General features: G+C 70.0%; 15 protein-coding genes and 2 pseudogenes. 7 read left to right on the top strand and 10 right to left on the bottom strand.

Annotation, left to right across the window (positions count from 1 at the left end):
* The first annotated feature begins 34 nt into the window (after window positions 1-34).
* The gene (locus ABZO29_RS07785; RefSeq protein WP_367319404.1) at window positions 35-1,903 is read left to right on the top strand and encodes a glycoside hydrolase family 15 protein; all 1,869 of its coding nucleotides are present in this window, start codon (window positions 35-37) and stop codon (window positions 1,901-1,903) included.
* 1 nt (window position 1,904) lies between these two features.
* Here the strand turns inward: ABZO29_RS07785 and ABZO29_RS07780 are convergent, their stop codons facing one another.
* From ABZO29_RS07780 to iolC, 7 genes and pseudogenes are all read right to left on the bottom strand, one after another.
* Window positions 1,905-5,042, bottom strand: coding sequence for a putative bifunctional diguanylate cyclase/phosphodiesterase (locus ABZO29_RS07780; protein ID WP_367319403.1), 3,138 nt, complete (start codon window positions 5,040-5,042; stop codon window positions 1,905-1,907).
* Between the two features lie 105 nt (window positions 5,043-5,147).
* Window positions 5,148-6,206, bottom strand: a complete 1,059-nt coding sequence (galE, locus tag ABZO29_RS07775; RefSeq protein ID WP_367319402.1) for a UDP-glucose 4-epimerase GalE — start codon at window positions 6,204-6,206, stop codon at window positions 5,148-5,150.
* A gap of 96 nt (window positions 6,207-6,302) precedes the next feature.
* Window positions 6,303-7,088 carry a GntR family transcriptional regulator gene (locus ABZO29_RS07770; protein WP_367319401.1) on the bottom strand — a complete coding sequence of 262 codons (786 nt, stop codon included), beginning with the start codon at window positions 7,086-7,088 and terminating at the stop codon, window positions 6,303-6,305.
* A gap of 25 nt (window positions 7,089-7,113) precedes the next feature.
* Window positions 7,114-8,610, bottom strand: a complete 1,497-nt coding sequence (locus ABZO29_RS07765; protein ID WP_367319400.1) for a CoA-acylating methylmalonate-semialdehyde dehydrogenase — start codon at window positions 8,608-8,610, stop codon at window positions 7,114-7,116.
* A 34-nt stretch (window positions 8,611-8,644) separates the two neighbouring features.
* Window positions 8,645-10,531, bottom strand: a complete 1,887-nt coding sequence (gene iolD, locus ABZO29_RS07760) for a 3D-(3,5/4)-trihydroxycyclohexane-1,2-dione acylhydrolase (decyclizing) (RefSeq protein ID WP_367319399.1) — start codon at window positions 10,529-10,531, stop codon at window positions 8,645-8,647.
* A gap of 44 nt (window positions 10,532-10,575) precedes the next feature.
* Window positions 10,576-11,443 (bottom strand): annotated as a pseudogene (locus tag ABZO29_RS07755) (deoxyribose-phosphate aldolase).
* A 30-nt stretch (window positions 11,444-11,473) separates the two neighbouring features.
* On the bottom strand, window positions 11,474-12,445 hold the full coding sequence (gene iolC / locus ABZO29_RS07750) for a 5-dehydro-2-deoxygluconokinase (protein ID WP_367319398.1): 972 nt from the start codon (window positions 12,443-12,445) through the stop codon (window positions 11,474-11,476).
* Between the two features lie 269 nt (window positions 12,446-12,714).
* Between iolC and ABZO29_RS07745 the strand changes: the two genes are divergently transcribed.
* From ABZO29_RS07745 to ABZO29_RS07725, 5 genes and pseudogenes are all read left to right on the top strand, one after another.
* A complete protein-coding gene (locus tag ABZO29_RS07745; protein ID WP_367319397.1) occupies window positions 12,715-13,734 on the top strand; it encodes a sugar ABC transporter substrate-binding protein in 1,020 nt (339 codons plus the stop codon).
* Complete coding sequence (locus tag ABZO29_RS07740; RefSeq protein ID WP_367326072.1) at window positions 13,734-14,810, top strand: ABC transporter permease; 1,077 nt, start codon at window positions 13,734-13,736, stop codon at window positions 14,808-14,810. Before ABZO29_RS07745 ends, ABZO29_RS07740 begins: the two co-directional genes overlap by 1 nt.
* Before the next feature lie 5 nt (window positions 14,811-14,815).
* A pseudogene (locus ABZO29_RS07735) lies at window positions 14,816-15,726 on the top strand (ATP-binding cassette domain-containing protein).
* A 1-nt stretch (window position 15,727) separates the two neighbouring features.
* Window positions 15,728-16,630 carry a sugar phosphate isomerase/epimerase family protein gene (locus tag ABZO29_RS07730; protein WP_367319396.1) on the top strand — a complete coding sequence of 301 codons (903 nt, stop codon included), beginning with the start codon at window positions 15,728-15,730 and terminating at the stop codon, window positions 16,628-16,630.
* A 25-nt stretch (window positions 16,631-16,655) separates the two neighbouring features.
* Window positions 16,656-17,684 carry a Gfo/Idh/MocA family protein gene (locus ABZO29_RS07725; RefSeq protein ID WP_367319395.1) on the top strand — a complete coding sequence of 343 codons (1,029 nt, stop codon included), beginning with the start codon at window positions 16,656-16,658 and terminating at the stop codon, window positions 17,682-17,684.
* 52 nt (window positions 17,685-17,736) lie between these two features.
* Here ABZO29_RS07725 and ABZO29_RS07720 read toward each other — a convergent pair whose 3' ends face one another.
* On the bottom strand, window positions 17,737-18,759 hold the full coding sequence (locus ABZO29_RS07720; protein ID WP_367319394.1) for a Gfo/Idh/MocA family protein: 1,023 nt from the start codon (window positions 18,757-18,759) through the stop codon (window positions 17,737-17,739).
* A 227-nt stretch (window positions 18,760-18,986) separates the two neighbouring features.
* On the opposite strand from ABZO29_RS07720, the gene ABZO29_RS07715 reads away from it, so the two are divergent.
* Window positions 18,987-20,228: a serine hydrolase domain-containing protein gene (locus tag ABZO29_RS07715; protein ID WP_367319393.1), complete on the top strand. Its 1,242-nt coding sequence runs from the start codon at window positions 18,987-18,989 to the stop codon at window positions 20,226-20,228.
* A 65-nt stretch (window positions 20,229-20,293) separates the two neighbouring features.
* Here the strand turns inward: ABZO29_RS07715 and ABZO29_RS07710 are convergent, their stop codons facing one another.
* Window positions 20,294-21,298, bottom strand: a complete 1,005-nt coding sequence (locus ABZO29_RS07710; RefSeq protein ID WP_367319392.1) for a Gfo/Idh/MocA family oxidoreductase — start codon at window positions 21,296-21,298, stop codon at window positions 20,294-20,296.
* A 110-nt stretch (window positions 21,299-21,408) separates the two neighbouring features.
* The gene (locus tag ABZO29_RS07705; RefSeq protein WP_367319391.1) at window positions 21,409-22,185 is read right to left on the bottom strand and encodes an SDR family oxidoreductase; all 777 of its coding nucleotides are present in this window, start codon (window positions 22,183-22,185) and stop codon (window positions 21,409-21,411) included.
* Window positions 22,186-22,188 lie beyond the last annotated feature (3 nt).

Here is a 22,188-nt window from a genome sequence, read left to right as displayed (position 1 = left end):
GAATTCCGCCGGCGTGGTGACGGAGACTCCGATCATGAGCGCACCCATCGAGGACTACGCCCTTCTCAGTGACCTGGAAACCGCCGCCATGGTGGGCCGGAGCGGGTCGGTCGACTGGCTGTGCCTGCCCCGCTTCGACTCGGAGGCATGCCTGGCGGCGCTCCTGGGCACGCAGGACAACGGCTTCTGGCGGGTCGCTCCGACAGCTGGTCCCGGTACGTGTGCCCGCCGCGCCTACCGGCCCGACACGCTGGTCCTGGACACCGTGTGGGAGACCGCGTCGGGAGCGGTACGGGTCACCGACTTCATGCCGCCGCGCGCCGAACTGCCCTGCATGGTCAGGCTGGTCGAGGGGCTGTCGGGTGCCGTGCCCATGCGCAGCGAACTGCGCCTGCGCTTCCACCAGGGCCGTGTGGTGCCGTGGGTCCAGGTCACCGACGACTGCACCGTCGCGGTGGCCGGTCCCGACTCCGTGTGGCTGGCTGCGGACGGCCCCGTGCGCGCCCAGGGCAGGGAGGGCGCCACCGTCCTCGACTTCACGGTCCCGGCCGGCCGGCGGGTCGCCCTCACACTGGTGTGGGCGCCCTCGCACCGCCCCGGGCCGCCCGCGCCGATGGGTGTTCCGGCGGAAACGATGCTCAAGGAGACCTCCGACTTCTGGCGGCGCTGGGCGGGCGAGTGCCGCTATCAGGGGCCGTGGCGGGACGCGGTGGTGCGCTCGCTGATCACACTGAAGGCGCTCACCTTCGCGCCCACCGGCGGCATCGTCGCCGCACCGACCACCTCGCTGCCCGCGTGCATCGGCGGCGAACGCAACTGGGACTACCGGTACTGCTGGCTGCGCGACTCCACCCTGACCCTGTCCTGCCTGCTGCGCAGCGGCTACCGGGACGAGGCGTCGGCCTGGCTGGACTGGCTGGTGCGGGCCATAGCGGGTGACCCGGCCGATCTTCAGACCGTGTACGGCCTCGGCGGACAGCGGCTGCTGCCGGAGATCGAGGCCCCCTGGCTGCCCGGCTACGAGGACTCGCGGCCGGTGCGGTTCGGGAACTCCGCGGTCGGTCACTTCCAGCTGGATGTGTACGGCGAAGTCCTGGACGCGCTGTTCCATTCCCTGCAGGCAGGCATCCCCATGCCCGCCCATGTGTGGCACCTGGTCGAGGCGATGATGGGTTTCCTGCAACGGCACTGGCGCGAACCCGATCAGGGGTTGTGGCAGGTGCGTGGGCCCCGACGGCAGTTCGTCCACTCCAAGGTCATGGTGTGGGTGGCCGCCGACCGTGCCCTGCGCATGGCGGAGCTGCTGGGCCGCAACGGATCCTCGGCCGAGTGGCGGGCCGTGCGGGACGGGGTGCATCGCCAGGTCCTGCGGGAGGGCTGGGACGCCGAGCAGCGGTCCTTCGTCCAGTCCTACGGTTCGGCCGACCTGGACGCCTCAGCCCTGCTGATGCCCAGGCTCGGCTTCCTGCCCGCACGGGACCCGAGGGTGCTGTGCACCATTGGCGAGATGCGGCGGCTCGACCATGGCGGGTTCGTACGCCGGTACCCGCCGAACAGTGGGGCCCACGGTGTCGACGGCATGCACGGCCGGGAAGGCGCGTTCGTGGCGTGCACCCTGTGGTACGCCGACGCCCTCGCCGAGACCGGCCACGGCGCGCACGCCCGTGAAGTCTTCGAGCGGGTCCTCGCCGTCCGCAACGACGTCGGGCTGCTGTCGGAGCAGTGGGATCCGGATGCCGGACGCCAACTGGGCAACGCGCCGCAGGCGTTCAGTCACATCGCACTGGTGGAGACGGCGTTCGCTCTGTCGGCAGCACCGTCCGAGCGCGACCGGTCCGAAGGGCGCGACCGGTCCGAAGGGTGGGCCGGTTCTCCGCCTGCGGCGCGTTGCCACCCCGCCTGAGTCACCCTGCTTCGTTGTGGCGAACTGCTTCGTCGTGCCGGCGCAGGACGATCTCGCTCTCCTCCAGGCTCATCGGCGGGGCGAACAGGTATCCCTGGCCGAACCGGCAGCCCATGGCGGCGAGCATCTCGCGCTGTGCCGGTTCCTCGATGCCCTCGGCGATCACCTGAAGGTCGAGCGTGTCCGCGAGGTGGACGATTCCCTCGACGAGTGCGACCTGCCGGGGGTCCTCCGGGATGTCGTCGATGAACGTCTTGTCGATCTTGAGTACGTCTATGGGGAATTCCCGCAGATAGCGCAGCGAGGAGAACCCGGTGCCGAAGTCGTCGACCGCGATGCGCACGCCGAGGTCCTTGAGCGTCCGAAGGAGCGCGTCGATGTGGTCGTCCCGCCGCATGAGCACCGACTCCGTCAGCTCCAGCTGCAGTGAGCCCGGATCGAGGCCGGAGGTGTCGAGGGCCCTGCGCACCTCGTTCAGGAAGCCCGTGTCCCGCCACTGGCGTGCGGAGACGTTGACGCTGACGTACAGCGGTACGGGCCGTGGGGTCCGATCCCGCAGCCGGGCGATGTCGGCCGCGGCGTTCCGCAGCACCCAGGCGCCCAGCGGCGTGATCTGCCCGGTCTCCTCGGCGAGCCCGATGAACTGCAGCGGTGGGACCAGACCCCGTCGGGTGTGCGGCCAGCGGGCCAGTGCCTCGAAGCCGACGATCTCGCCCACGGTGATGTCCACCACCGGTTGGTAGAGCAGGCTGAACTCCTCCTCGGCGATCGCCCGGTCAAGCCGCGCTCGAAGATCGTGCCGCTCCGCCATGTTGTCGCGCAGCTCCGGCTGGAAGCGGCGCCACTGGCGCTTTCCCGCCGTCTTGGCCGCGTACAGGGCCAGATCTGCGAGGGCCAGCAGCTCTTCGGGGTCCGCGCTGTCCCACGCCGTGGCCACGCCCACGCTGGCGGAGACGTTCACCGAGTCCTCGGAGAGCTGGAAGGGCCGGTTGAGGCTCTGGATCACCTGTGCCGCCAGAAGTTCGGCATCGACGGGCTGTCTCGCACCCTCCATCAGCACGGCGAACTCGTCACCGCCCAGACGCGCCGCGGTGTCGGTGCGGCGCAGCGTCCTCGCCATTCGCTCTCCCACAGCGGAGAGAAGCTGATCGCCGACCGAATGGCCCAGCGTGTCGTTCACGACTTTGAAGTCGTCAAGATCGATGAAGAGCAGACAGGTGAGAGTCGCCTCGCGGCGGCCGCGCAGCAGCGCGCGCTCGGTCCGCTCCAGCAGCAGTGTCCGGTTGGGCAGACCGGTCAGCGAATCATGGAAGGCCCGCTGGGTGAGTTCGTGCTCCAGTTGACGTTGTTCGGTCACATCCCGGAGGGTGATCACCAGCCCGCCGACGGTCCTGTCCTGCCGAAGGTCACGGCACCGCACCTCCACTTCGATGCGGTCGCCGTCCTTGAGCACCCACCAGTACTCGTGGGCCTCCTTCTGCTTGGTGCTGCGCAGGACCGTCAGAGTGCGGTGTACCCGGTCGCGATCCCGGGGATCCACCAGGTCCCGCAGTGCCGTACCCGTCATCACGGTGCTGCCGAAGACGGCTTCCGCGGACGGACTGGCGTAGCGCACGGTCGTGTCGTCGTTGAGGATGAGGATCACGTCCGAGGCGTTGTGCACCAGGGTGCGGAAGTAGGCCTCGCTCTCCTTCCGGATGATCTCCTGCCGGAGCTCAACACGTTCAGCCGCCAGCCCCGCGTACGAGGCCAGGATCTCCAGTGTGCCGCGCATCTCGGTGAGCTGTCGCTCGGGTCCGGCGGCCAGCAGCACACCCGGAAGCTCGCTGCCGGTCGGGCGGTCGGGCTGGACCATGGGGCACACCAGGGCGGTCGGCAGGTGGTCCAGCCGGTCGGCGATGTCCGGCCCGAGCTCGGCAACGGTGACGAGGAGGGTGCCGGGGAGTACGGCGGCGGCCGGCTCTCTGTGAGGCCCGCCCGCAGTGCCCGCGGTCTCCGGGCCGACGGGCGTCTTTGCCGGAAGCGCGTACAGCTGCTGGGCCTGCTGGGCCGAAAGCAGCATGGTCGCGTGCCGGGCCTTCGGTCCGAACAACGCCGTGACCGCACCGGCGCAGGACTGTTCGATCTCCTGGGCTCCTGTGGCCGCGACGAGTGCGGCGGTTGCCCTGCGCAATGTCTGCTCACGCGTCACGGCCTCGCGGTGTGCCACGATCATGCCCGCGAGCCGCAGGATCACCAGCACGAACAACAGGCCGGAGAAGGCCGCCAGCGCCGTTGCGTCCCGGACCGTGCCGACCCGTCCCTCCGAGAGCAGGATCGCCGGTGCGATCAGCGTGGCGGCGGCGAGCAGGGGCAGCCGGTGCCAAGGCGGAAGGGCGGATTGCGGCCGGGGTTCCGGACGGGTCAGTTCCGTCATGGACGGGTGGAGCCCGGCCAGCCCCCAGGCCGTGAAGAAGACGATCCAGCCGAGGTCAGGCAAGCCGGCCTGCCACGCCCCGTCGAGCTGCACGATTCCGTAGGCGATGTCGAAACCGAGCAGTGCGAGGGTGCCCAGGGCGAGCAGCTGTACGGAGCGTTCCCGGCCGGAGAGGGGGCTGTGGGCGAGCAGCCGGACCAGCAGCGCGAGTATCACGATGTCGCCCAGTGGATAGGCGATGCTGATCGCGCGCTGCTCCCAGGTCAGGCTCTCCTGCCTGGTGAGCGGCAGTATCAGGTAGACCCAGACCGGCACCGCGAGCCCCGCGGTGACGATCATCGCGTCCAGCAGGCTGGGCAGGTCACGGTCCACCCGGCGGTACCGGACGAGGCCGAAGAGCCCTGCCGCGAGGAGCGGGTACACGGCGAGATAGCACGCGTCCGCCGGTGAGGGGAACGGAGAGGCCTGGAAGTACTGCTCCTGCACGTGGGAGTAGGTGTCACCGGCGGTGAGGGCCAGCAGCCCGGCGGCGAGTACCAGCCAGGGCCATCGGTGCGCCGGACGGTTGATGTGGACACCGGTGAGGATGGCTGCGGCGCCTCCCATGCCTATGAGGGCCCACATCGGCGTGCGCAGGCTCGGAACGGTCATGTAGAGAGAGGTGACGACCGCGGACAGAGTGAAGAAGACAGCCATCAGCCGGTGGGCCAGCAGCAATCGCAAAGCGCCTCCTCGGGTCGGAGGAGGCCGGGCCGCGAAGTACGCCTCGACCTGGGCCTTCTGCAATGGTAGGCACGGCACTGTCGGGCTGCATCTTGGCACCGGCGGTCAGCTCTCCTTCGTCCTGGGCCGCCGGGGAGACCCCGCGTACCCATGGGGATTGTGCAGTTGGAACCGCCATGCGTCCCGGCACATGTCGTCGAGGTCGCGCAGAGGGCGCCAGCCCCAGGCGCGCGTCACGGCGGAGGCGTCGGCGACGAGTTCGCTCACGTCGCCGGGGCGGCGCGGCGCGAGTTCGTACGGTATTTCCCTGCCGCAGACCCTGGAGAACGCGGTGACGACGTCGAGGACGGAACTGCCGTGGCCGAGGCCGAGGTTGTACACCTGCATGCCCGAGGTGTCGGCCAGGCGGTCGAGCGCGACCCGGTGTGCCTCGACGGTGTCCATGACGTGGATGTAGTCGCGGATCGCGGTTCCGTCGGGCGTGGGGTAGTCGCTTCCGTACACGCGCAACTGGTTGCGTCGTCCGACGGCCACCTGTGCCAGGTACGGCATGAGGTTCTCGGGCGTTCCCTGCGGGTCCTCTCCGAGCAGTCCGCTGGGGTGGGCGCCGACAGGGTTGAAGTACCGCAGGCACAGCACGGAGTACTCGGGACGTCGGTGGCAGACGTCGGCAAGTATCTGTTCGCAGGCCCACTTGGACGCAGCGTAGGGATTGGTGGGACGCGCGGGGGTGGACTCGTCGAGCGGCCCGGAGCCGGCCTCGCCGTAGAGCGAGCAGGACGAGGAGAAGACGAGCCGGTGGACTCCGTGCTCGTGCATGGTTCGCAGCAGGGCGGTCGTGCCGCCGACGTTGGTGTCGTAGTACTCGACGGGCATCTTCGTCGAAGCGCTCACCGACTTGAGGGCGGCGAAGTGCACGACCGCGTCTACCGTGTGCCGGTCGAAGACGGCTGACAGGGCCTGCCGGTCACGGATGTCCAGCTCGTAGACGGCGCCGACGAAGCGGCCGGCGATCCGTTCCACACGGGCGAAGACCTGCGGCGAGCTGTTGGAGTAGTCGTCGACCACGATGACCTCGTAGCCGTGGTCGAGCAGGTCGACACAGGCGTGGCTGCCGATGAAGCCGGCTCCACCGGTGACCAGGACTGTGGATGGAGCGCTCATAGGCCCGAGCCCCTCAGGCGGGACGACGTACGCTTACGATGTATACATACGTACCACTATGGGTCTCCTGTCCTGGTTGGTCAAGCCTCGGAAGGGTCAGGGCCGCACCAGCAACTGAAAATCAAACGCATACCGAGACGCCCGGTAGATATGCGTCCCGTACTCCACCGCCCGCCCCGTGTCGTCATAAGCCGTCCGCTGCATGGTCAGCAGCGCCGCGCCCGGCTCCTCGTCCAGCCGAGCCGCCTCCTCCGCCGTGGCGGAGCGGGCGCCGATTGTCTGGTGGGCGCTGTGCAGGGTGATGCCGGCGGAGCGCAGCATGCGGTACAGGCCCGTCGACTCCAGCCTGCTGTCGTCGAGGTTCAGCAGGTTGGCGGGCAGGTAGTTGCACAGCAGCGCCACCGGCTCGCCGTGGGTGAACCTGAGCCGCTCCAGGAGCGTGACCTCGCTGCCCTCCGCGACGCCCAGGGCGGCGGCCACGTCGGCGGGTGCCGGGACGCCCTCGTTGCGGACCACCTGCGTGGTCGGGCCCTGGCCGGCGGTCTCCAGGTCGTCGTAGAGACTGCTCAGCTCGAGGGGGCGTCTGACCTGGCTGTGGACGACCTGCGTGCCGACGCCGCGTCGCCGGACCAGCAGGCCCTTGTCCACCAGGGACTGGATGGCCTGCCGGACGGTGGGCCTGGACAGGCCCAGCCGTACCGACAGGTCGATCTCGTTGCCGAGGAGGTTGCCCGGTGCGAGGACGCCGTGCTCGATCGCCGCCTCGAGTTGCTGCGCGAGCTGGTAGTACAGGGGCACCGGACTGCCCCGGTCCAGGGCGAAGTGCAGGTTGTCGAGCGCCGATGCGGTCGTCGCGCGTGCGCGGTCGCCGGTCTTCGCCATGGACGTGCCTCCTTCTGAGGAGCAGTCAGGAGTGGCTGGGGAAACCGAGGTTGATGCCGGCGTCGGCCGGGTCCGGCCACCGCGTCGTGATCACCTTGCCCTGGGTGTAGAAGGCGATGCCGTCGTTGCCGTAGACGTGCAGGTCGCCGAAGAGGGAGTCCTTCCAGCCGCCGAAGCTGTGGTAGCCGACGGGCACCGGGATCGGCACGTTCACGCCGACCATGCCCGCCTTCACCTCCAGCTGGAAGCGGCGGGCGGCGCCGCCGTCCCGGGTGAAGATCGCGGTGCCGTTGCCCCAGCGGGAGTCGTTGATCAGCTTGATGGCGTCGTCGTACGACTCCGCGCGGACCACCACCAGCACCGGGCCGAAGATCTCGTCCCGGTACGCGTCCGCCGTCAGCGGCACCTTGTCGAGGAGCGACACGCCGAGGAAGAAGCCGTCCTCGTGGCCCGCCACCGTGTAGCCGGTGCCGTCCACCACCACCTCCGCGCCCTGCTCCGCCGCGCCTGCCACGTACGACGCCACCTTGTCGCGGTGCTCGCGCGTGATCAGCGGGCCCATCTCGGACGACGGGTCGTCGCCGGGGCCGATCTTCAGGTTCTTCGCACGCTCGGCGATCCTGGCGACCAACTCGTCGCCCGTGCCGCCGACCGCGACCACGACCGATACGGCCATGCAGCGCTCGCCCGCCGAGCCGTACGCCGCGTTGATCGCCTGGTCTGCCGCGAAGTCCAGGTCGGCGTCCGGCAGGACCAGCATGTGGTTCTTGGCGCCGCCCAGGGCCTGGACGCGCTTGCCGTGCTCAACCGCCTTGAGCTGGATGTACTTTGCGATCGGCGTCGAGCCGACGAAGGAGACCGCCTCGATGTCCGGGTGCTCCAGGATGCGGTCCACGGCCACCTTGTCGCCCTGCACGATGTTCAGCACACCGTCGGGCAGGCCCGCCCGAGCCGCCAGCTCGGCCAGCCGGAACGACGCCGACGGGTCCTTCTCCGAAGGCTTCAGCACAAACGTGTTGCCGCACGCGATCGCCAGCGGGAACATCCACATCGGCACCATCGCCGGGAAGTTGAACGGCGTGATACCCGCCACCACACCCAGCGGCTGGCGGATCGACGCCACGTCGACCCGGGTCGACACCTGCGTCGACAGCTCGCCCTTCAGCTGCACGCTGATCCCGCAGGCCAGCTCCACGATCTCCATGCCGCGCGCCACCTCGCCCAGCGCGTCGCTGTGCACCTTGCCGTGCTCGGCGGTGATCAGCTCGGCGATCTCGTCGCGGTGGGCGTCCAGCAGCTCGCGGTACTTGAACAGGATCGCCGTGCGCCTGGCCAGCGAGGAGGCGCCCCAGGTCTCGAACGCGGCCTTCGCGGAGGCGACGGCGGCGTCCACCTCGTCGACGGTGGCGAACGCGACCTGCTTCTCCTGCGCGCCGGTCGCCGGGTTGTACACGGCGCCGTAGCGGCCGGAGGTGCCTTCGACGGGCCTGCCGTCGATCCAGTGGGTGATGGTCGTCGTCATGGTGCGGGGCCTTTCACAGGGGCATGGGGGGAGGTCAGAGGTGGCGGCGCCGGGCGGCGACCTGGCGGTCGTACTCCTCGCGGGCGGCCGACGCGGCCTCGCGGGAGGCCACTTCGGCCACGGGCACGTCCCACCAGGCCTCGGCCGGGGGAGCGGTCGCGGTGGCGGTGTCCGTCTCGACGTACACGCACGTCGGACGGTCGGAGGCGCGGGCCGTGGCGAGCGCCTCGCGCAGTTCGCGCACGGTCTTGGCGCGCAGGACGTCCATGCCGAGGCTGCCCGCGTTGGCGGCGAGGTCGACGGGCAGCGGGGCGCCGCTGAAGGTGCCGTCGGCGGACCGGTAACGGTAGGCGGTGCCGAAGCGTTCGCCGCCCACCGTCTCGGAGAGGCCGCCGATGGAGGCGTACCCGTGGTTCTGGATGAGGACCATGTTGACGGGCAGGCCCTCCTGGACGGCGGTGACGATCTCGGTCGGCATCATCAGGTAGGTGCCGTCGCCGACCAGCGACCAGACGGGCGTGCCGGGGGCCGCCTGCTGAACGCCGATCCCGGCGGGGATCTCGTAACCCATGCAGGAGTAGCCGTACTCCAGGTGGTACTGGCGGGGGCCGCGCGCCCGCCAGAGCTTGTGCAGGTCGCCGGGGAGCGAGCCTGCCGCGTTGATCACCACGTCGTCGTCGCCCACGACCGCGTCCAGCGCGCCGAGCACCTGCGTCTGGGTGGGAACGGCGTTGTCGTCGGCGGCTGTGTAAGCGGCGTCGACCACCTGCTCCCAGCGGTCCTTGCCGGCGCGGTACTCGGCCTCGTAAACCGCGTTCACACGGTGGCCCGACAGCGCTTCCGTCAACGCCGTAAGTCCGGCCCGCGCATCGCAGACGACCGTCCGCGCCGCCAGTTTGTGCGCGTCGAAGGCGGCGATGTTGAGGTTGAGGAAGCGCACGCCGGGGTTCTGGAAGAGCGTGGCGGACGCCGTGGTGAAGTCGGTGTACCGGGTGCCCACGCCGATGACCAGATCGGCGGTGCGGGCGATGTCGTCGCAGACCGCCGTGCCGGTGTGGCCGATTCCGCCGAGGTCGGCGGGGTGGTCGTACCGGAGTGAGCCCTTGCCCGCCTGGGTGGAGGCGACGGGGATGCCGGTGGCGTCCACCAGCGCCTTCAGCGCCTCCTCGGCCTCGCTGTGGTGGACCCCGCCGCCCGCGACGATCAGCGGACGATCGGCGGCCCGGATCGCCCGGACCGCCTCGGCCAGCTCGACGGGGTCGGGCGCGGGACGCCGTACACGCCACACGCGCTCGGCGAAGAACTCCTCCGGCCAGTCGTACGCCTCCGCCTGCACGTCCTGCGGCAGCGCGAGGGTGACGGCACCGGTCTCGGCCGGATCGGCGAGGATCCGCATCGCGTTCAGGGCGGAGGGGATCAGCGCCTCGGGGCGGGTGATCCGGTCGAACCAGCGCGACACGGGGCGCAGGGTGTCGTTGACCGACACGTCCGCCTCGGTCGGGTGCTCCAACTGCTGGAGCAGGGGGTCTGCGGGGCGCGTGGCGAAGTAGTCACCCGGCAGCAGGAGGACGGGGAGGCGGTTGATCGTCGCCAGGGCGGCGCCGGTGACCAGGTTCGTGACGCCGGGACCGATGGACGTCGTCACCGCCTGCGCCGACAGCCGGTTGAGCTGGCGGGCGTAGCCGACGGCCGCGTGCACCATGGCCTGCTCGTTGCGGCCCTGGTGGTACGGCATCGCGTCCTCGCCCGCCTCGAGCAGGGCCTGACCGATCCCGGCAACGTTGCCATGGCCGAAAATGCCCCAGGTGCCGGCGATCAACCGGTGCCGCGTCCCGTCCCGCTCGGTGTACTGGGCGGACAGGAACCGCACCAGCGCCTGGGCGACGGTGAGGCGGCTCGTGGACCGGCTCGACTGGCTCATGGGGTACCTCTCGGAATCGTTCCTGGTCACAACGTGCGGGTTCGTCACAGCAGGCTCACGGCCGTGTCCACGGCCTCCTCCACGCCGCCCTCGGCGGGGTAGAGCAGCGACCGGCCGACGACCATGCCCCGGACGGTCGGCAGGCGCAGGGCCTTGGCCCAGCGCGTGTACGCGCCTTCCTGGTCGTCGCCGACCTCGCCGCCCAGGAGGACGGCCGGCAGCGTGGAGGTCTCCAGCACCTCGGCCATGTCGTCCGGGTCGTCGGTGATGGGCAGCTTCAGCCATGTCCAGGCGGAAGTGCCGCCCAGGCCCGAGGCGATGGCGATGGAGTGGGTGACGGCCTCGGCGGACAGGTCGTTGCGGACCCTGCCGTCGACCCTGCGCGAGATGAACGGCTCGACGAACAGGGGGAGCCGGAGGGCGGCCATCTCGTCGATGGCGCGGGCCCGTGGACTCCAGGGTGGTCAGCGATCCCGGGTCGTCGTGGTCGACACGGAGCAGCAGTTTGCCCGCGTCGAAGCGGAGCCGGGCGAGGTCTTCGGCGCGGTGGCCGGTGAAGCGGTCGTCCGGCTCGAAGACGGCGCCCGCGAGGCCGCCGCCCATGACCACCTTGTTCTCCAGCACCCCGAGCAGCAGCAGGTCCTCCAGGATGTCGGCGGTGGCGAGCACCCCGTCGACACCTTGCCGGGACAGCGCGATGCAGAGACGTTCCAGCAGATCCGCCCGGCCGGCCATGGCGAGAGCGCGGTCGCCGACGCCGAGGGCACCGCGCGCCGGGTGGTCGGCGGCCACGATCATCAGGCGGCCGCTGTCACCGAGGAGGGGGCGACGCGACCGCCGGGCGGCGGCCTCGGCGATCGCCTCGGGGTGCCGCACCCGGACCGTGGTGAGGCCGGGGATGCTGAGGGACAAGTCGGGCTCCGTTTTTCGGGGTGGTCCGGATCAGCCGCGCGCGAGGAGGTCCTCGACCTCGGACTCGGTGGGCATCGCGGAGGAGCAGGCGAGACGCGAGGCCACCAGGGCGCCGGCCGCGTTGGCGTACCGCAGGGTCTTGGCCAGGTCCCAGCCGGACAGCAGCCCGTGGACGAGCGAGCCGCCGAACGCGTCGCCCGCGCCGAGGCCGTTGACCACCTCGACCGGCACGGGCGGGACCTCCGCGGTCGTACCGTCGCGATGCGCCGCGAGCACGCCCTTCGGGCCCTGCTTGACGACGGCGAGTTCGACGCCCGCCGCCAGCAGCGCCTCGGCGCAGGCCCGCGGTTCGCGTACGCCGGTGGCGGCCTCGCACTCGTCGAGGTTGCCGACCGCGACGGTGGCGTGCCGCAGTGCCTCGGCGTAGTACGGGCGGGCCTCCTCCGGATCCTTCCAGGCTGTGTCGTTCCAGAGCGCCGGCCGCCAGTCGAGGTCGAACACGGTGGTGCCCGACCGGTCCCGTGCCTTGAGGGCCGCGAGAGTCGCCGAGCGGCTCGGCTCCTCGCTCAGACCGGTGCCGGTGATCCAGAAGACACGGGCCGCGCGGATGGCGAAGAAGTCCAGTTCGTCGGTGTGGATCTCCAGGTCGGGCGCCTTGGGCCGCCGGTAGAAGTACAGCGGGAAGTCGTCCGGCGGGAAGATCTCGCAGAAGGTCACCGGCGTCGGCAGACCCGCGACCGGGGTGACCCAGCGGTCGTCGACACCGAACTCCTTCAGCGCCTCGTGGAGGTAGGCACCGAAGGCGTCGTCGCCGGTCCGGGTGATCACGGCGGTGCGCCTCTCCAGTCGGGCGGCCGCGACAGCGACGCTGGCGGCGGAACCTCCGAGGAACTTCCCGAAGGTCTCCACGCTCATCAGAGGTAGGCCAGACTGGAGGGGGTAGAGATCGACTCCGATACGGCCCATAGTGATCAGGTCGAAGGACTGGGCTGACTCGGCCATACGACGCTCCTCGAACCGATCGGGGGTGCGGGTCCCGGACGGGGCCTGACGCCTCTCAGGTGTAGGTCGCGGAGGGCGCCACTGTCAATAGTTTGTACTTACATTCGGACCTGATTGTGAAATGATGTCTTAACAAAGTATTGACAGCGGGCGCGCCAAGGGATTGGATCCCGTCCCAGCGCATATGGCCCGATCACGGGCCCCGGGATCTTCGCGATCCCCCTCCTTTCCACCGTCTCCACCCGTCGCACAGTGAGGTGCAAGGAAAGATGGACCGCTCTTCTCACTTCCGCTCCCGCAGAATGGCCCCCGTGGTGGCCGTGGCCGCAGCGGCAGCTCTGACCCTCGCTGGCTGCTCCAGCAGCTCCGGCGGCAAGAAGGCCGAGGAAAGCGCCGGCGGCGCTTCCGCGGGCAAGGCCACCACGCCCCGGATGACAGTCGCGCTGGTCACCCACCAGTCACCTGGTGACACCTTCTGGGACATCGTCCGCAAGGGCGCCGAGGCCGCCGCCGCCAAGGACAACATCAAACTCGTCTACTCCGCCGACCCGAGCGCGGGCGGCCAGGCCAACCTGGTGCAGAACGCGATCGACCAGAAGGTCGACGGCATCGCCGTCACCCTCGCCAAGCCGGACGCCCTCAAGGACGTCGTGAGCAAGGCGAAGGCGGCGAACATACCCGTGGTCGGCCTCAACTCCGGTGTCAGCGACTGGAAGAAGCTCGGCCTGATGGAGTTCTTCGGTCAGGACGAGACGGTGGCGGGCGAGGCGCTCGGCAAGCGCCTGAGCGCGGCCGGCGCCAAGAAGGCCGTCTGTGTGGTCCAGGAGCAGGGCAACATCGGCCTGACGCAGCGCTGTGACGGCGTGAAGAAGACGTTCTCGGGCACAACGGAGACCCTGTACGTCAACGGCACCGACATGCCCTCCGTGAAGTCGACGATCACCGCCAAGCTCAAGCAGGACAGCGCGATCGACTACGTCGTCGCCCTCGGCGCCCCCTTCGCACTGACCGCCGCGCAGTCGGTGTCCGAGGCGGGCAGCAAGGCCAAGGTCGCCACCTTCGACCTCAACAAGGAGCTGACCGGCGCCATCAGCAAGGGAACCATCGAGTTCGCCGTCGACCAGCAGCCCTACCTCCAGGGCTACTTGGCCATCGACTCGCTGTGGCTCTACAAGAACAACGGCAACTACATGGGCGGCGGGGAGCAGCCGGTGCTGACCGGTCCGGCCTTCGTCGACAAGAGCAATGTCGACGCCGTCTCCGCGTTCGCCGCGAAGGGCACCCGGTGATCAGTATGACCCAGCACGCCGAGCCGGCGGTGACCACACCGCCGGCCCCCGGCCCGAAGGAAACCGACGGGCGCACCGCGCAACGTCCCCTGGTGTTGCGGTTGTTGGCTCGCCCCGAAGTGGGTGTGTTCCTCGGTGCCGTCGCGGTGTACGTCTTCTTCCTGGTCGCCGCCCCGCCGGTGCGTGAGGCCAGCTCGATGGCGAACGTGCTGTACCAGTCGTCGACCATCGGGATCATGGCCCTGCCGGTGGCCCTGTTGATGATCGGCGGGGAGTTCGACCTGTCGGCCGGCGTCGCGGTCATCACCTCGGCTTTGACGGCGAGCATGCTCGCCTATCAGCTCAGCATGAACGTGTGGGCAGGCGTGATCATCGCACTCCTGGTCTCCCTGGGGGTCGGCTTCTTCAACGGCTGGATGGTGGTCAAGACCGGCCTGCCCAGCTTCCTGGTCACCCTGGGCACCTTCCTGATCCTGCAGGGCGTCAACCTCGCGGTGACCAAGCTGGTGACCGGGAACGTGGCCACCGACGACATCAGCGACATGGACGGCTTCGACGGGGCCAGGAAGGTCTTCGCCTCCACCTTCGAAATCGGCGGCGTGAATGTGAAGATCACGGTGGTGTACTGGCTGGTGTTCGCCGCCATCGCCACCTGGGTGCTGCTGCGCACCAAGTACGGCAACTGGGTGTTCTCGGTGGGCGGGAACAAGGAGAGCGCACGGGCGGTCGGCGTGCCCGTGACCTTCACCAAGATCTCGCTGTTCATGCTGGTCGGCTTCGGCGCCTGGTTCATCGGCATGCACAACCTGTTCTCCTTCAACACCGTGCAGTCCGGTGAGGGCGTGGGCCAGGAGCTGATCTACATCTCCGCGGCCGTCATCGGCGGCTGTCTGCTGACCGGTGGTGCCGGCTCCGCGATCGGTCCGGTCTTCGGCGCGTTCATGTTCGGCATGGTGCAGCAGGGCATCGTCTACGCCGGCTGGAACCCGGACTGGTTCAAGGCCTTCCTCGGCGTGATGCTGCTCGGCGCCGTCCTGATCAATCTGTGGGTCAGCCGCACGGCGACCCGGAGGTGACCGCAATGAAAACCAACGGAACCGGAACCCACGGCGCGATCCTCGCGGACACCGTCCCGGCCAACGGCGACGGGGCGATCGTCGAACTGCGCAACGCGGGCAAGTCGTACGGCAACATCCGTGCCCTGCACGGGGTGAGCCTGAAGGTGTTCCCCAGTCAGGTCACCTGTGTGCTGGGCGACAACGGCGCCGGCAAGTCCACCCTCATCAAGATCATCTCCGGGCTGCACCAGCACACCGAGGGCGAGTTCCTCGTCGACGACACCCCGGTACGCTTCGCCACCCCCGCGAGGCCCTCGACAAGGGCATCGCCACCGTCTACCAGGACCTGGCCACCGTGCCGCTGATGCCGGTGTGGCGCAACTTCTTCCTCGGCTCCGAGATGACCAAGGGCCCCTGGCCCGTCCGCCGCCTCGACATCGAGAAGATGAAGAAGACCGCCGACCACGAGCTGCGCGAGATGGGCATCGTCCTCGACGACCTCGAACAGCCCATCGGCACCCTCTCCGGCGGCCAGCGCCAGTGCGTGGCCATCGCCCGCGCCGTCTACTTCGGCGCCCGCGTGCTCATCCTGGACGAGCCCACCGCCGCCCTGGGCGTGAAGCAGTCCGGGGTGGTGCTGAAGTACATCGCCGCCGCCCGCGACCGCGGCCTCGGCGTCATCTTCATCACCCACAACCCCCACCACGCCTACATGGTCGGCGACCACTTCAGCGTCCTGCGCCTGGGCACCATGGAACTCTCCGCCGAGCGCAGCGACATCAGCCTGGAGGAGCTGACCAACCACATGGCCGGCGGAGCCGAACTCGCCGCACTCAAGCACGAGTTGTCGCAGGTCCGCGGCGTCGACGTCGAAGAACTCCCCGAAGAGGAGGACCTCACCGGACCCGTCGCGACCCCCGAAGGGAAGTCCTGACATGGCTTCTTCGCTCGACCGCATCCGGGTCGGCTCGGCCCCCGACTCCTGGGGCGTCTGGTTCCCCGACGACCCCCGGCAGGTGCCCTGGGAACGCTTCCTGGACGAGGTTGCCGAGGCCGGCTACTCGTGGATCGAGCTGGGTCCGTACGGCTACCTGCCGACCGACCCGGCGCGGCTCACCGACGAGGTGGACAAGCGCGGGCTGCGGGTCTCGGCGGGCACGGTCTTCACCGGCCTGCACCGCGGCCCGTCCGTGTGGGAGTCCACCTGGGAGCATGTCAGCCAGGTCGCCGCGCTCACCCAGGCGATGGGCGCGGGCCACCTCGTCGTCATCCCGTCCTTCTGGCGGGACGACAAGACCGCCGAGATCCTGGAGCCCCCGGAGCTCACCCACGAACAGTGGGCCCACCTCACCAAGGGCATGGAGCGGCTCGGGCACGAGGTGAAGGAGACGTACGGCCTCGACATCGTCGTTCATCCGCACGCCGACACCCACATCGACACCGAGGCCCACGTCGAGCGGTTCCTCGACTCGACGGACTCCGAACTGGTCAACCTCTGCCTGGACACGGGGCACTACGCCTACTGCGGCGGCGACAGCGTCAAGCTGATCGAGACGTACGGCGAACGGATCGGCTATCTGCACCTGAAGCAGGTGGACCCCGAGATCCACGCGGACGTGGTGGCGAACGAGATCCCGTTCGGACCGGCCGTACAGCGCGGAGTCATGTGCGAACCGCCCGCCGGTGTCCCGGAGTTGGGGCCGGTGCTGGAGGCGGCACAGAAGCTCGGCGTCGAACTGTTCGCGATCGTCGAGCAGGACATGTACCCCTGTGAGCCGGACAAGCCGCTGCCCATCGCGGTCCGCACCCGTAAGTTCCTCAAGTCCTGTGGCGCCTGACGACCCGAAAGGACGGCCGATCACCATGAACCGGCGTGACACGCGCGGAACGCTCGGGGTGGCAGTCATCGGTACCGGAAAAATGGGCGCCGACCATGTGCGCCGGATCCAGCAGGTCACCAGCGGAGCACGGGTGACCGCTGTGGTGGACGTCGACGCGGAACGCGCCAAGGCCGTCGCTGCCCGCGTCAACGGCTGCACCGCCTACACCGACCCGGCTGCGGCGATGGCGGCGGCCGACGTCGACGCCGTACTGATCGCCTCCCCGGGGCCCGCCCACGAGGCGGCACTTCTCACGGCGTTCGAACACGACCTGCCCGTGCTCTGCGAGAAGCCGCTCACCCCCGACGCGGCATCGGCGCTGCGCGTGCTGGAGGCCGAGCAGCGGCTCGGCCGGCGGCGCGTCCAGGTCGGCTTCATGAGGCGTTACGACGCCGAGTACATGAAGCTCAAGTCCCTACTGGACACAGGTCAGTTGGGCCGTCCGCTCATGGTGCACAACCGGCACCGCAACGCGGCCAGCCCGCCCGGCTTCACCAGCGCCATGCTGATCAGCGACTCCGTGGCCCACGAAACGGACGCGACCCGCTGGCTGCTGGGCCACGAGATCACGGCGGTCACGGTGCTGCGCCCGCAGCCGTCGGCGAACGCTCCGGACGGTCTGCAGGACCCCCAGTTCGTCGTCTTCGAGACCGAGGGCGGTGCGATCGCCGACGTGGAGATGTTCGTCAACTGCGGCTTCGGCTATCAGGTACAGGCCGAGATGGTCTGCGAACGCGGCACCGCCCGCATCGGCGACGGCCACGCCATGGTCACCAACATGGCCGGCCGCTGGGGCGGCACCATCGCCCAGGACTTCATCGAACGCTTCGCCGACGCCTACGACCGCGAGCTCCAGGCCTGGGTCGACGCCACCCGCCGCGACGAGGTCACCGGCCCCAGCACCTGGGACGGTTACGCCGCGGCGGCGGTCTGCGAGGCGGGGGTGCGGTCGCTGGAGGAGGGCGGCCGGGTGGAGGTGGAGCTGGTGGAGCGGCCGGCGCTGTACCGCTGAGCGCCCCGACCGCCCGATGGGCCACCGGTTCGACTGCTCCTGACGAAGGGCGTCAGCCCTCGACGGCCGTGCGCGGCCGGGGCTCGAAACCGGCCGCGCGGTAGCAGTCGTCGATGAGTGTCATCGTCGTCAGGGCGTCGTCCGCGTCGAGCGGCAGCGGGACGCCGCCGCGGACCCGGTCGGCGAACGCCTCCAGCTGGTAGGTGTACGACGAGCGCGTACCCAGCCGCTCCGTGCGCTCGCCGTCCGCCGTGCGCACCACGACGCGGTCGTCCAGGTGCGGGAGCACGAAGTTCGGGGCGAGCGCCTCACCACGGGAACCGACGATCCGGCAGCTCATCTCCATGTCTCCGTACGCCATGTGGCAGCGGGCCGAGCCCGTGGCGCCGCCGGGGAACTCCAGGTCGGCGTCCAGCCACTCGTCGACGCCGGGCGCCCCGGCCCGCTCCCCACCCCGCGCGGACACCAGCCGCGGCGCACCGCCCGCCCAGGGCGCGAGCATCCGCACCGCATGGAGGCTGTAGCAGCCCAGGTCCATGACGGCGCCCCCGGCCAGCGGCAGGGACCAGCGCGGGTCGGTGTCCGGCGGCGCGGGGATCGCGACCAGTGTCTCCACCCGGCGCAGCTCCCCGAGTTCCCCCGAGGCCAGCAACTCGTGCAGGCGCCGGGTGACCGGATGGAAGAGGTAGTGGAAGGCCTCCATGAAGACGGTGCCGGCCTTCGCGGCCGCCTCCCGCACCTCGGCGGCCTCCTCGGCGTTGCTCGCCGAAGGCTTCTCGCTCAGGACGTGCTTGCCCGCCGCCAAGGCGGCCAGGTTCCACGGACCGTGCAGGCCGTTGGCGAGCGGGTTGTAGACCACCTCCACCTCGGGGTCGGAGAGCAGGCCGGCGTAGGAGTCCGCCACCCGCTCCACGCCGTGTGCGGCCGCGAAGGACTCGGCGCGGGACCGGTCGCGGGCGGCCACCGCCACAAGCCGGTGGCCGGTCGCCCGGGCCGGGGCCACGAGGGAGAGTTCGGTGATGCGTGCCGCGCCCAGCACTCCGATGCGCAGCGGTTCCCGGTCTGCTTCGCCCATGCCTGTCGTACCTCCTGTGTCGGCACGGGGCGGTACCCGTGCAGGGAAAGTGTGCCGTCGCGGCCGCCGGAGGCCGACCCCGGAACCCGTCGCCACCGGCGCGTGGCGCAGACCTGCCGCGATCGCCCCGACAGGACGGCCATGGGGGGAGCTCCTATCCTGATGAGGTACGGCTGTTGAGCTCCGAGTCCAACGGTACGGTCGCCTCTCATGCGCTGGGAGCAGCCATGAAGCACGCGTGCGGAAGACTTCGCAGGGTGGTCGTCACCGCTGTGGCAGCGGGGATTCTCCTCGTGGCGACGGCGGGCGCAACCGCCTACGCGGCGCCGGGGACCCCCACCGCCACCGGCCAACCCAGTCCTTCCGCCACCGACGACGGCGTCGTGCCTCTCACCCCCGATGTGAAGCGGCAGCTCGACACGGCCGTGCAGCAGGTCCTGCGGGAGGCGAACGTACCCGGCGTGACCGTCGGGATCTGGACGCCCGACAAGGGTGAGTACGTACGGTCGTTCGGTGTCGCGGACCAGAACACCGGGCAGAAGATGGCGCCGGACCTCTTCATGCGGATCGGCAGCGAGACCAAGACGTTCACCGTGACCGCGCTGCTGGAGCTGGTCGACGAGGGCAAGGTGGGCCTCGACGACCCGATCGGGCAGTACATCAGCGCAGTTCCCAACGGGGACAGGATCACGCTGCGGCAACTGGCGGGCATGCGCAGCGGTCTGTTCAACTACTCCGAGGATCCGGCCTTCTTCAAGGCCCTGACTTCCGATCCCCGACGGCCGTTCACCCCGCAGGAGTTGCTCGGCTACTCCTTCAGGCACCCGGTGATGTTCCAGCCGGGCCAGGAGTTCTACTACTGCAACACCAACCTCATCCTGCTCGGCCTGGTCGTCGAGAAGGAGAGCGGTATGCGCCTCGGGGACTACATCCAGCGGAACATCCTCGATCCGGCGGGGATGGAGGACACGCTGTTCCCGACCGGCGCCGAGTTCCCGCAGCCGCACGCGCAGGGTTACACCGACCAGACCGCCGACGGGAACGTCGCGGACACCGCCGACTGGAACCCCTCGTGGGCCTGGGCGGCCGGCGCGATGATCTCCAAGCTGGACGACCTGAGGATCTGGGCCCGCACGGTCGCCACCGGCCAACTGCCCGACGGCTCCACCCTGATCAGCCCCGTCGTCCAGAAGCAGCGGCTCACCACACCCCCGAGCACATTCCCCGGCGCCGGATACGGTCTGGGCATCTTCGACGTGCGGGGCTGGCTCGGGCACAACGGCTCGCTGCCGGGCTACGAGTCCCTGACCGTCTACCTCCCGTCGGCGCAGGCGACCCTCGTGGTGCTGCTGAACACCGACATCAACTACAAGGGTGAGGAACCGAGCACCGTCTTCGGCGAGGCCATCACGAAGATCATCAGCCCGGACCACGTCTTCGACCTGCCCGCGCAGCCCGCCGCGCGGTGAGGACGGGCCGCGGAGGACACGGGACGGGGCGTCAGGGGCCCCGTCCCGCCCCCGGCGGTGGTACGTCAAACCACCCGCACTTCGTCGATCCGCACCGGCCGGTGCTCCGCCAGCGACAACGTGCACGCCTCGGCGATCCAGCCCGCCTCCAGGGCGTCCGCGACCGTGCAGGGCGAGGGCCGGGTGCCGGCCACGACCTCGGTGAACGCGGTGAGTTCCGCGCGGTAGGCCTCGGTGAAGCGGTCCATGAAGAAGTCGTGCGGGGTCCCGGCCGGGAAGGTCACGCCGGGCTCGACGGAGCGCAGCGGCAGCTTGTCCTCCAGGCCGACGGCGATGGAGTCCGTGAAGCCGTGGATCTCCATGCGGACGTCGTAACCGCGGGCGTTGTGGCGGCTGTTGGAGACCACCGCGATCGTGCCGTCGTCGAGGGTGAGGATCGCGCCGGTCGTGTCGGCGTCGCCCGCCTCCTTGATGTACTCGGCGCCCCGGTTGCCGCCGACCGCGTACACCTCGGTCACCTCGCGGCCCGTCACCCAGCGGATGATGTCGAAGTCGTGCACGGAACAGTCGCGGAAGATGCCGCCGGAGGCGGCGATGTACGCGGCCGGCGGCGGCGCCGGGTCCAGCGTGGTCGACCGTACGGTGTGCAGCTTGCCCAGCTCGCCGCTGTGCACGGCGGCCCGGGCGGCCACGAAGCCCGCGTCGAAGCGGCGGTTGTAGCCGATCTGGATCGGCACGTCCTTGCCCTCGACCGCCTTCAGCACCTCGACGCCCTCGCCCATGGTCCTGGCAACGGGCTTCTCGCAGAAGACGGGGACGCCGGCCTCGACGGCGGCCAGGATCAGACCCGGGTGGGCGTCGGTCGCGGCGGCGACCACCACGCCGTCCACCCCGGCGGCCAGCACGGCCTCGGGGGAGTCCGCGACCTCGGCACCGAAGCGTTCGGCGGCGGACTTGGCGGCCTCCGCGAACGGGTCGGCGACGACGAGCGACTCGACGGCTTCGAGTCCGGAGAGGGTCTCGGCGTGGAAGGCGCCGATGCGGCCGAGGCCGAGGATTCCGATACGCATGTGCTCCGCTGCTTTCCTGGTTTGTGGTTGCTGTCCGTTGCGGGGGCTCCGCCCCGGACCCCGATCGCCCTTCGGGTTCGTCCTCAATCGCCGGACGGGCTCAAATCCGCTCAGTCGAGTCCGCCCAGCACGTTCTGGTCCCAGTCGATCACCGATCCGGTGACCACGCCGGACCGGTCAGACAGCAGGAAGACCACGAAGTCGGCGATCTCGTCCGGTTGGCCCAGCTTGCCCATCGGCAGCCCGGCGGCCGCCTGCTCGCGCCAGTCGTCCCCGGCGCCGTGGAAGGTCTTCTGCGTCGCGTCCTCGCCCTCGGTCGCGGTCCAGCCGATGTTGAGGCCGTTGATGCGGATCCGGTCCCAGCGGTGGGCGTGCGCGGCGTTGCGGGTCAGGCCGACGAGCCCGGCCTTGGCGGCGACGTACGGCGCCAGGAAGGGCTGTCCGCCGTGCGCCGACGAGGTGATGATGTTGACGACCGTGCCGGGTGCCTTGCGGGAGACCATGTCCGCGACGGCGGCCTGCATGGCGAAGAACGGCGCCCTCAGGTTGATCGCGATGTGCTGGTCGAACAGCTCGGGCGTGGTGTCCAGCAGTGTGCCCCGGGAGGTGAGGCCGGCGGAGTTGACCAGGCAGTCGATCCGGCCGTACGCGTCCACCACCTCGGACACGGAGGTCCTCGCCTGCTCGGCGTCGGCCAGGTCGGCCCGGACGAACATGGCCTTGCCGCCGGTGGCGGTCAGTTCCGCCACGAGCGCCTCGCCCGGCTCCGCGCGCCGCCCGGTCACGGCGACCACCGCGCCCTCGCGGACCGCGGCCCGTGCGATGGCGGCGCCGACACCCTGGCTGCCACCGTTGACCAGGACGACCTTGTCGTCGAGAAGTCCCATGAT

Origin of the sequence: Streptomyces sp. HUAS ZL42, assembly GCF_040782645.1 — a bacterium.
Classification (GTDB): Bacteria; Actinomycetota; Actinomycetes; order Streptomycetales; family Streptomycetaceae; genus Streptomyces.
Note: the sequence above shows the minus strand (reverse complement) of the source record. Positions and strands in the feature narration are given on the sequence as shown.

Bases quoted from the DNA above. Each gene is read 5' to 3' on its own strand.
- ABZO29_RS07785 (WP_367319404.1), top strand. From the start codon at position 35: ATGAGCGCACCCATCGAGGACTACGCCCTTCTCAGTGACCTGGAAACC.
- galE (WP_367319402.1), bottom strand. From the start codon at position 6,206: ATGAGCGCTCCATCCACAGTCCTGGTCACCGGTGGAGCCGGCTTCATC.
- ABZO29_RS07770 (WP_367319401.1), bottom strand. From the start codon at position 7,088: ATGGCGAAGACCGGCGACCGCGCACGCGCGACGACCGCATCGGCGCTC.
- ABZO29_RS07765 (WP_367319400.1), bottom strand. From the start codon at position 8,610: ATGACGACGACCATCACCCACTGGATCGACGGCAGGCCCGTCGAAGGC.
- iolD (WP_367319399.1), bottom strand. From the start codon at position 10,531: ATGAGCCAGTCGAGCCGGTCCACGAGCCGCCTCACCGTCGCCCAGGCG.
- iolC (WP_367319398.1), bottom strand. From the start codon at position 12,445: ATGGCCGAGTCAGCCCAGTCCTTCGACCTGATCACTATGGGCCGTATC.
- ABZO29_RS07745 (WP_367319397.1), top strand. From the start codon at position 12,715: ATGGACCGCTCTTCTCACTTCCGCTCCCGCAGAATGGCCCCCGTGGTG.
- ABZO29_RS07730 (WP_367319396.1), top strand. From the start codon at position 15,728: ATGGCTTCTTCGCTCGACCGCATCCGGGTCGGCTCGGCCCCCGACTCC.
- ABZO29_RS07725 (WP_367319395.1), top strand. From the start codon at position 16,656: ATGAACCGGCGTGACACGCGCGGAACGCTCGGGGTGGCAGTCATCGGT.
- ABZO29_RS07720 (WP_367319394.1), bottom strand. From the start codon at position 18,759: ATGGGCGAAGCAGACCGGGAACCGCTGCGCATCGGAGTGCTGGGCGCG.
- ABZO29_RS07715 (WP_367319393.1), top strand. From the start codon at position 18,987: ATGAAGCACGCGTGCGGAAGACTTCGCAGGGTGGTCGTCACCGCTGTG.
- ABZO29_RS07710 (WP_367319392.1), bottom strand. From the start codon at position 21,298: ATGCGTATCGGAATCCTCGGCCTCGGCCGCATCGGCGCCTTCCACGCC.
- ABZO29_RS07705 (WP_367319391.1), bottom strand. From the start codon at position 22,185: ATGGGACTTCTCGACGACAAGGTCGTCCTGGTCAACGGTGGCAGCCAG.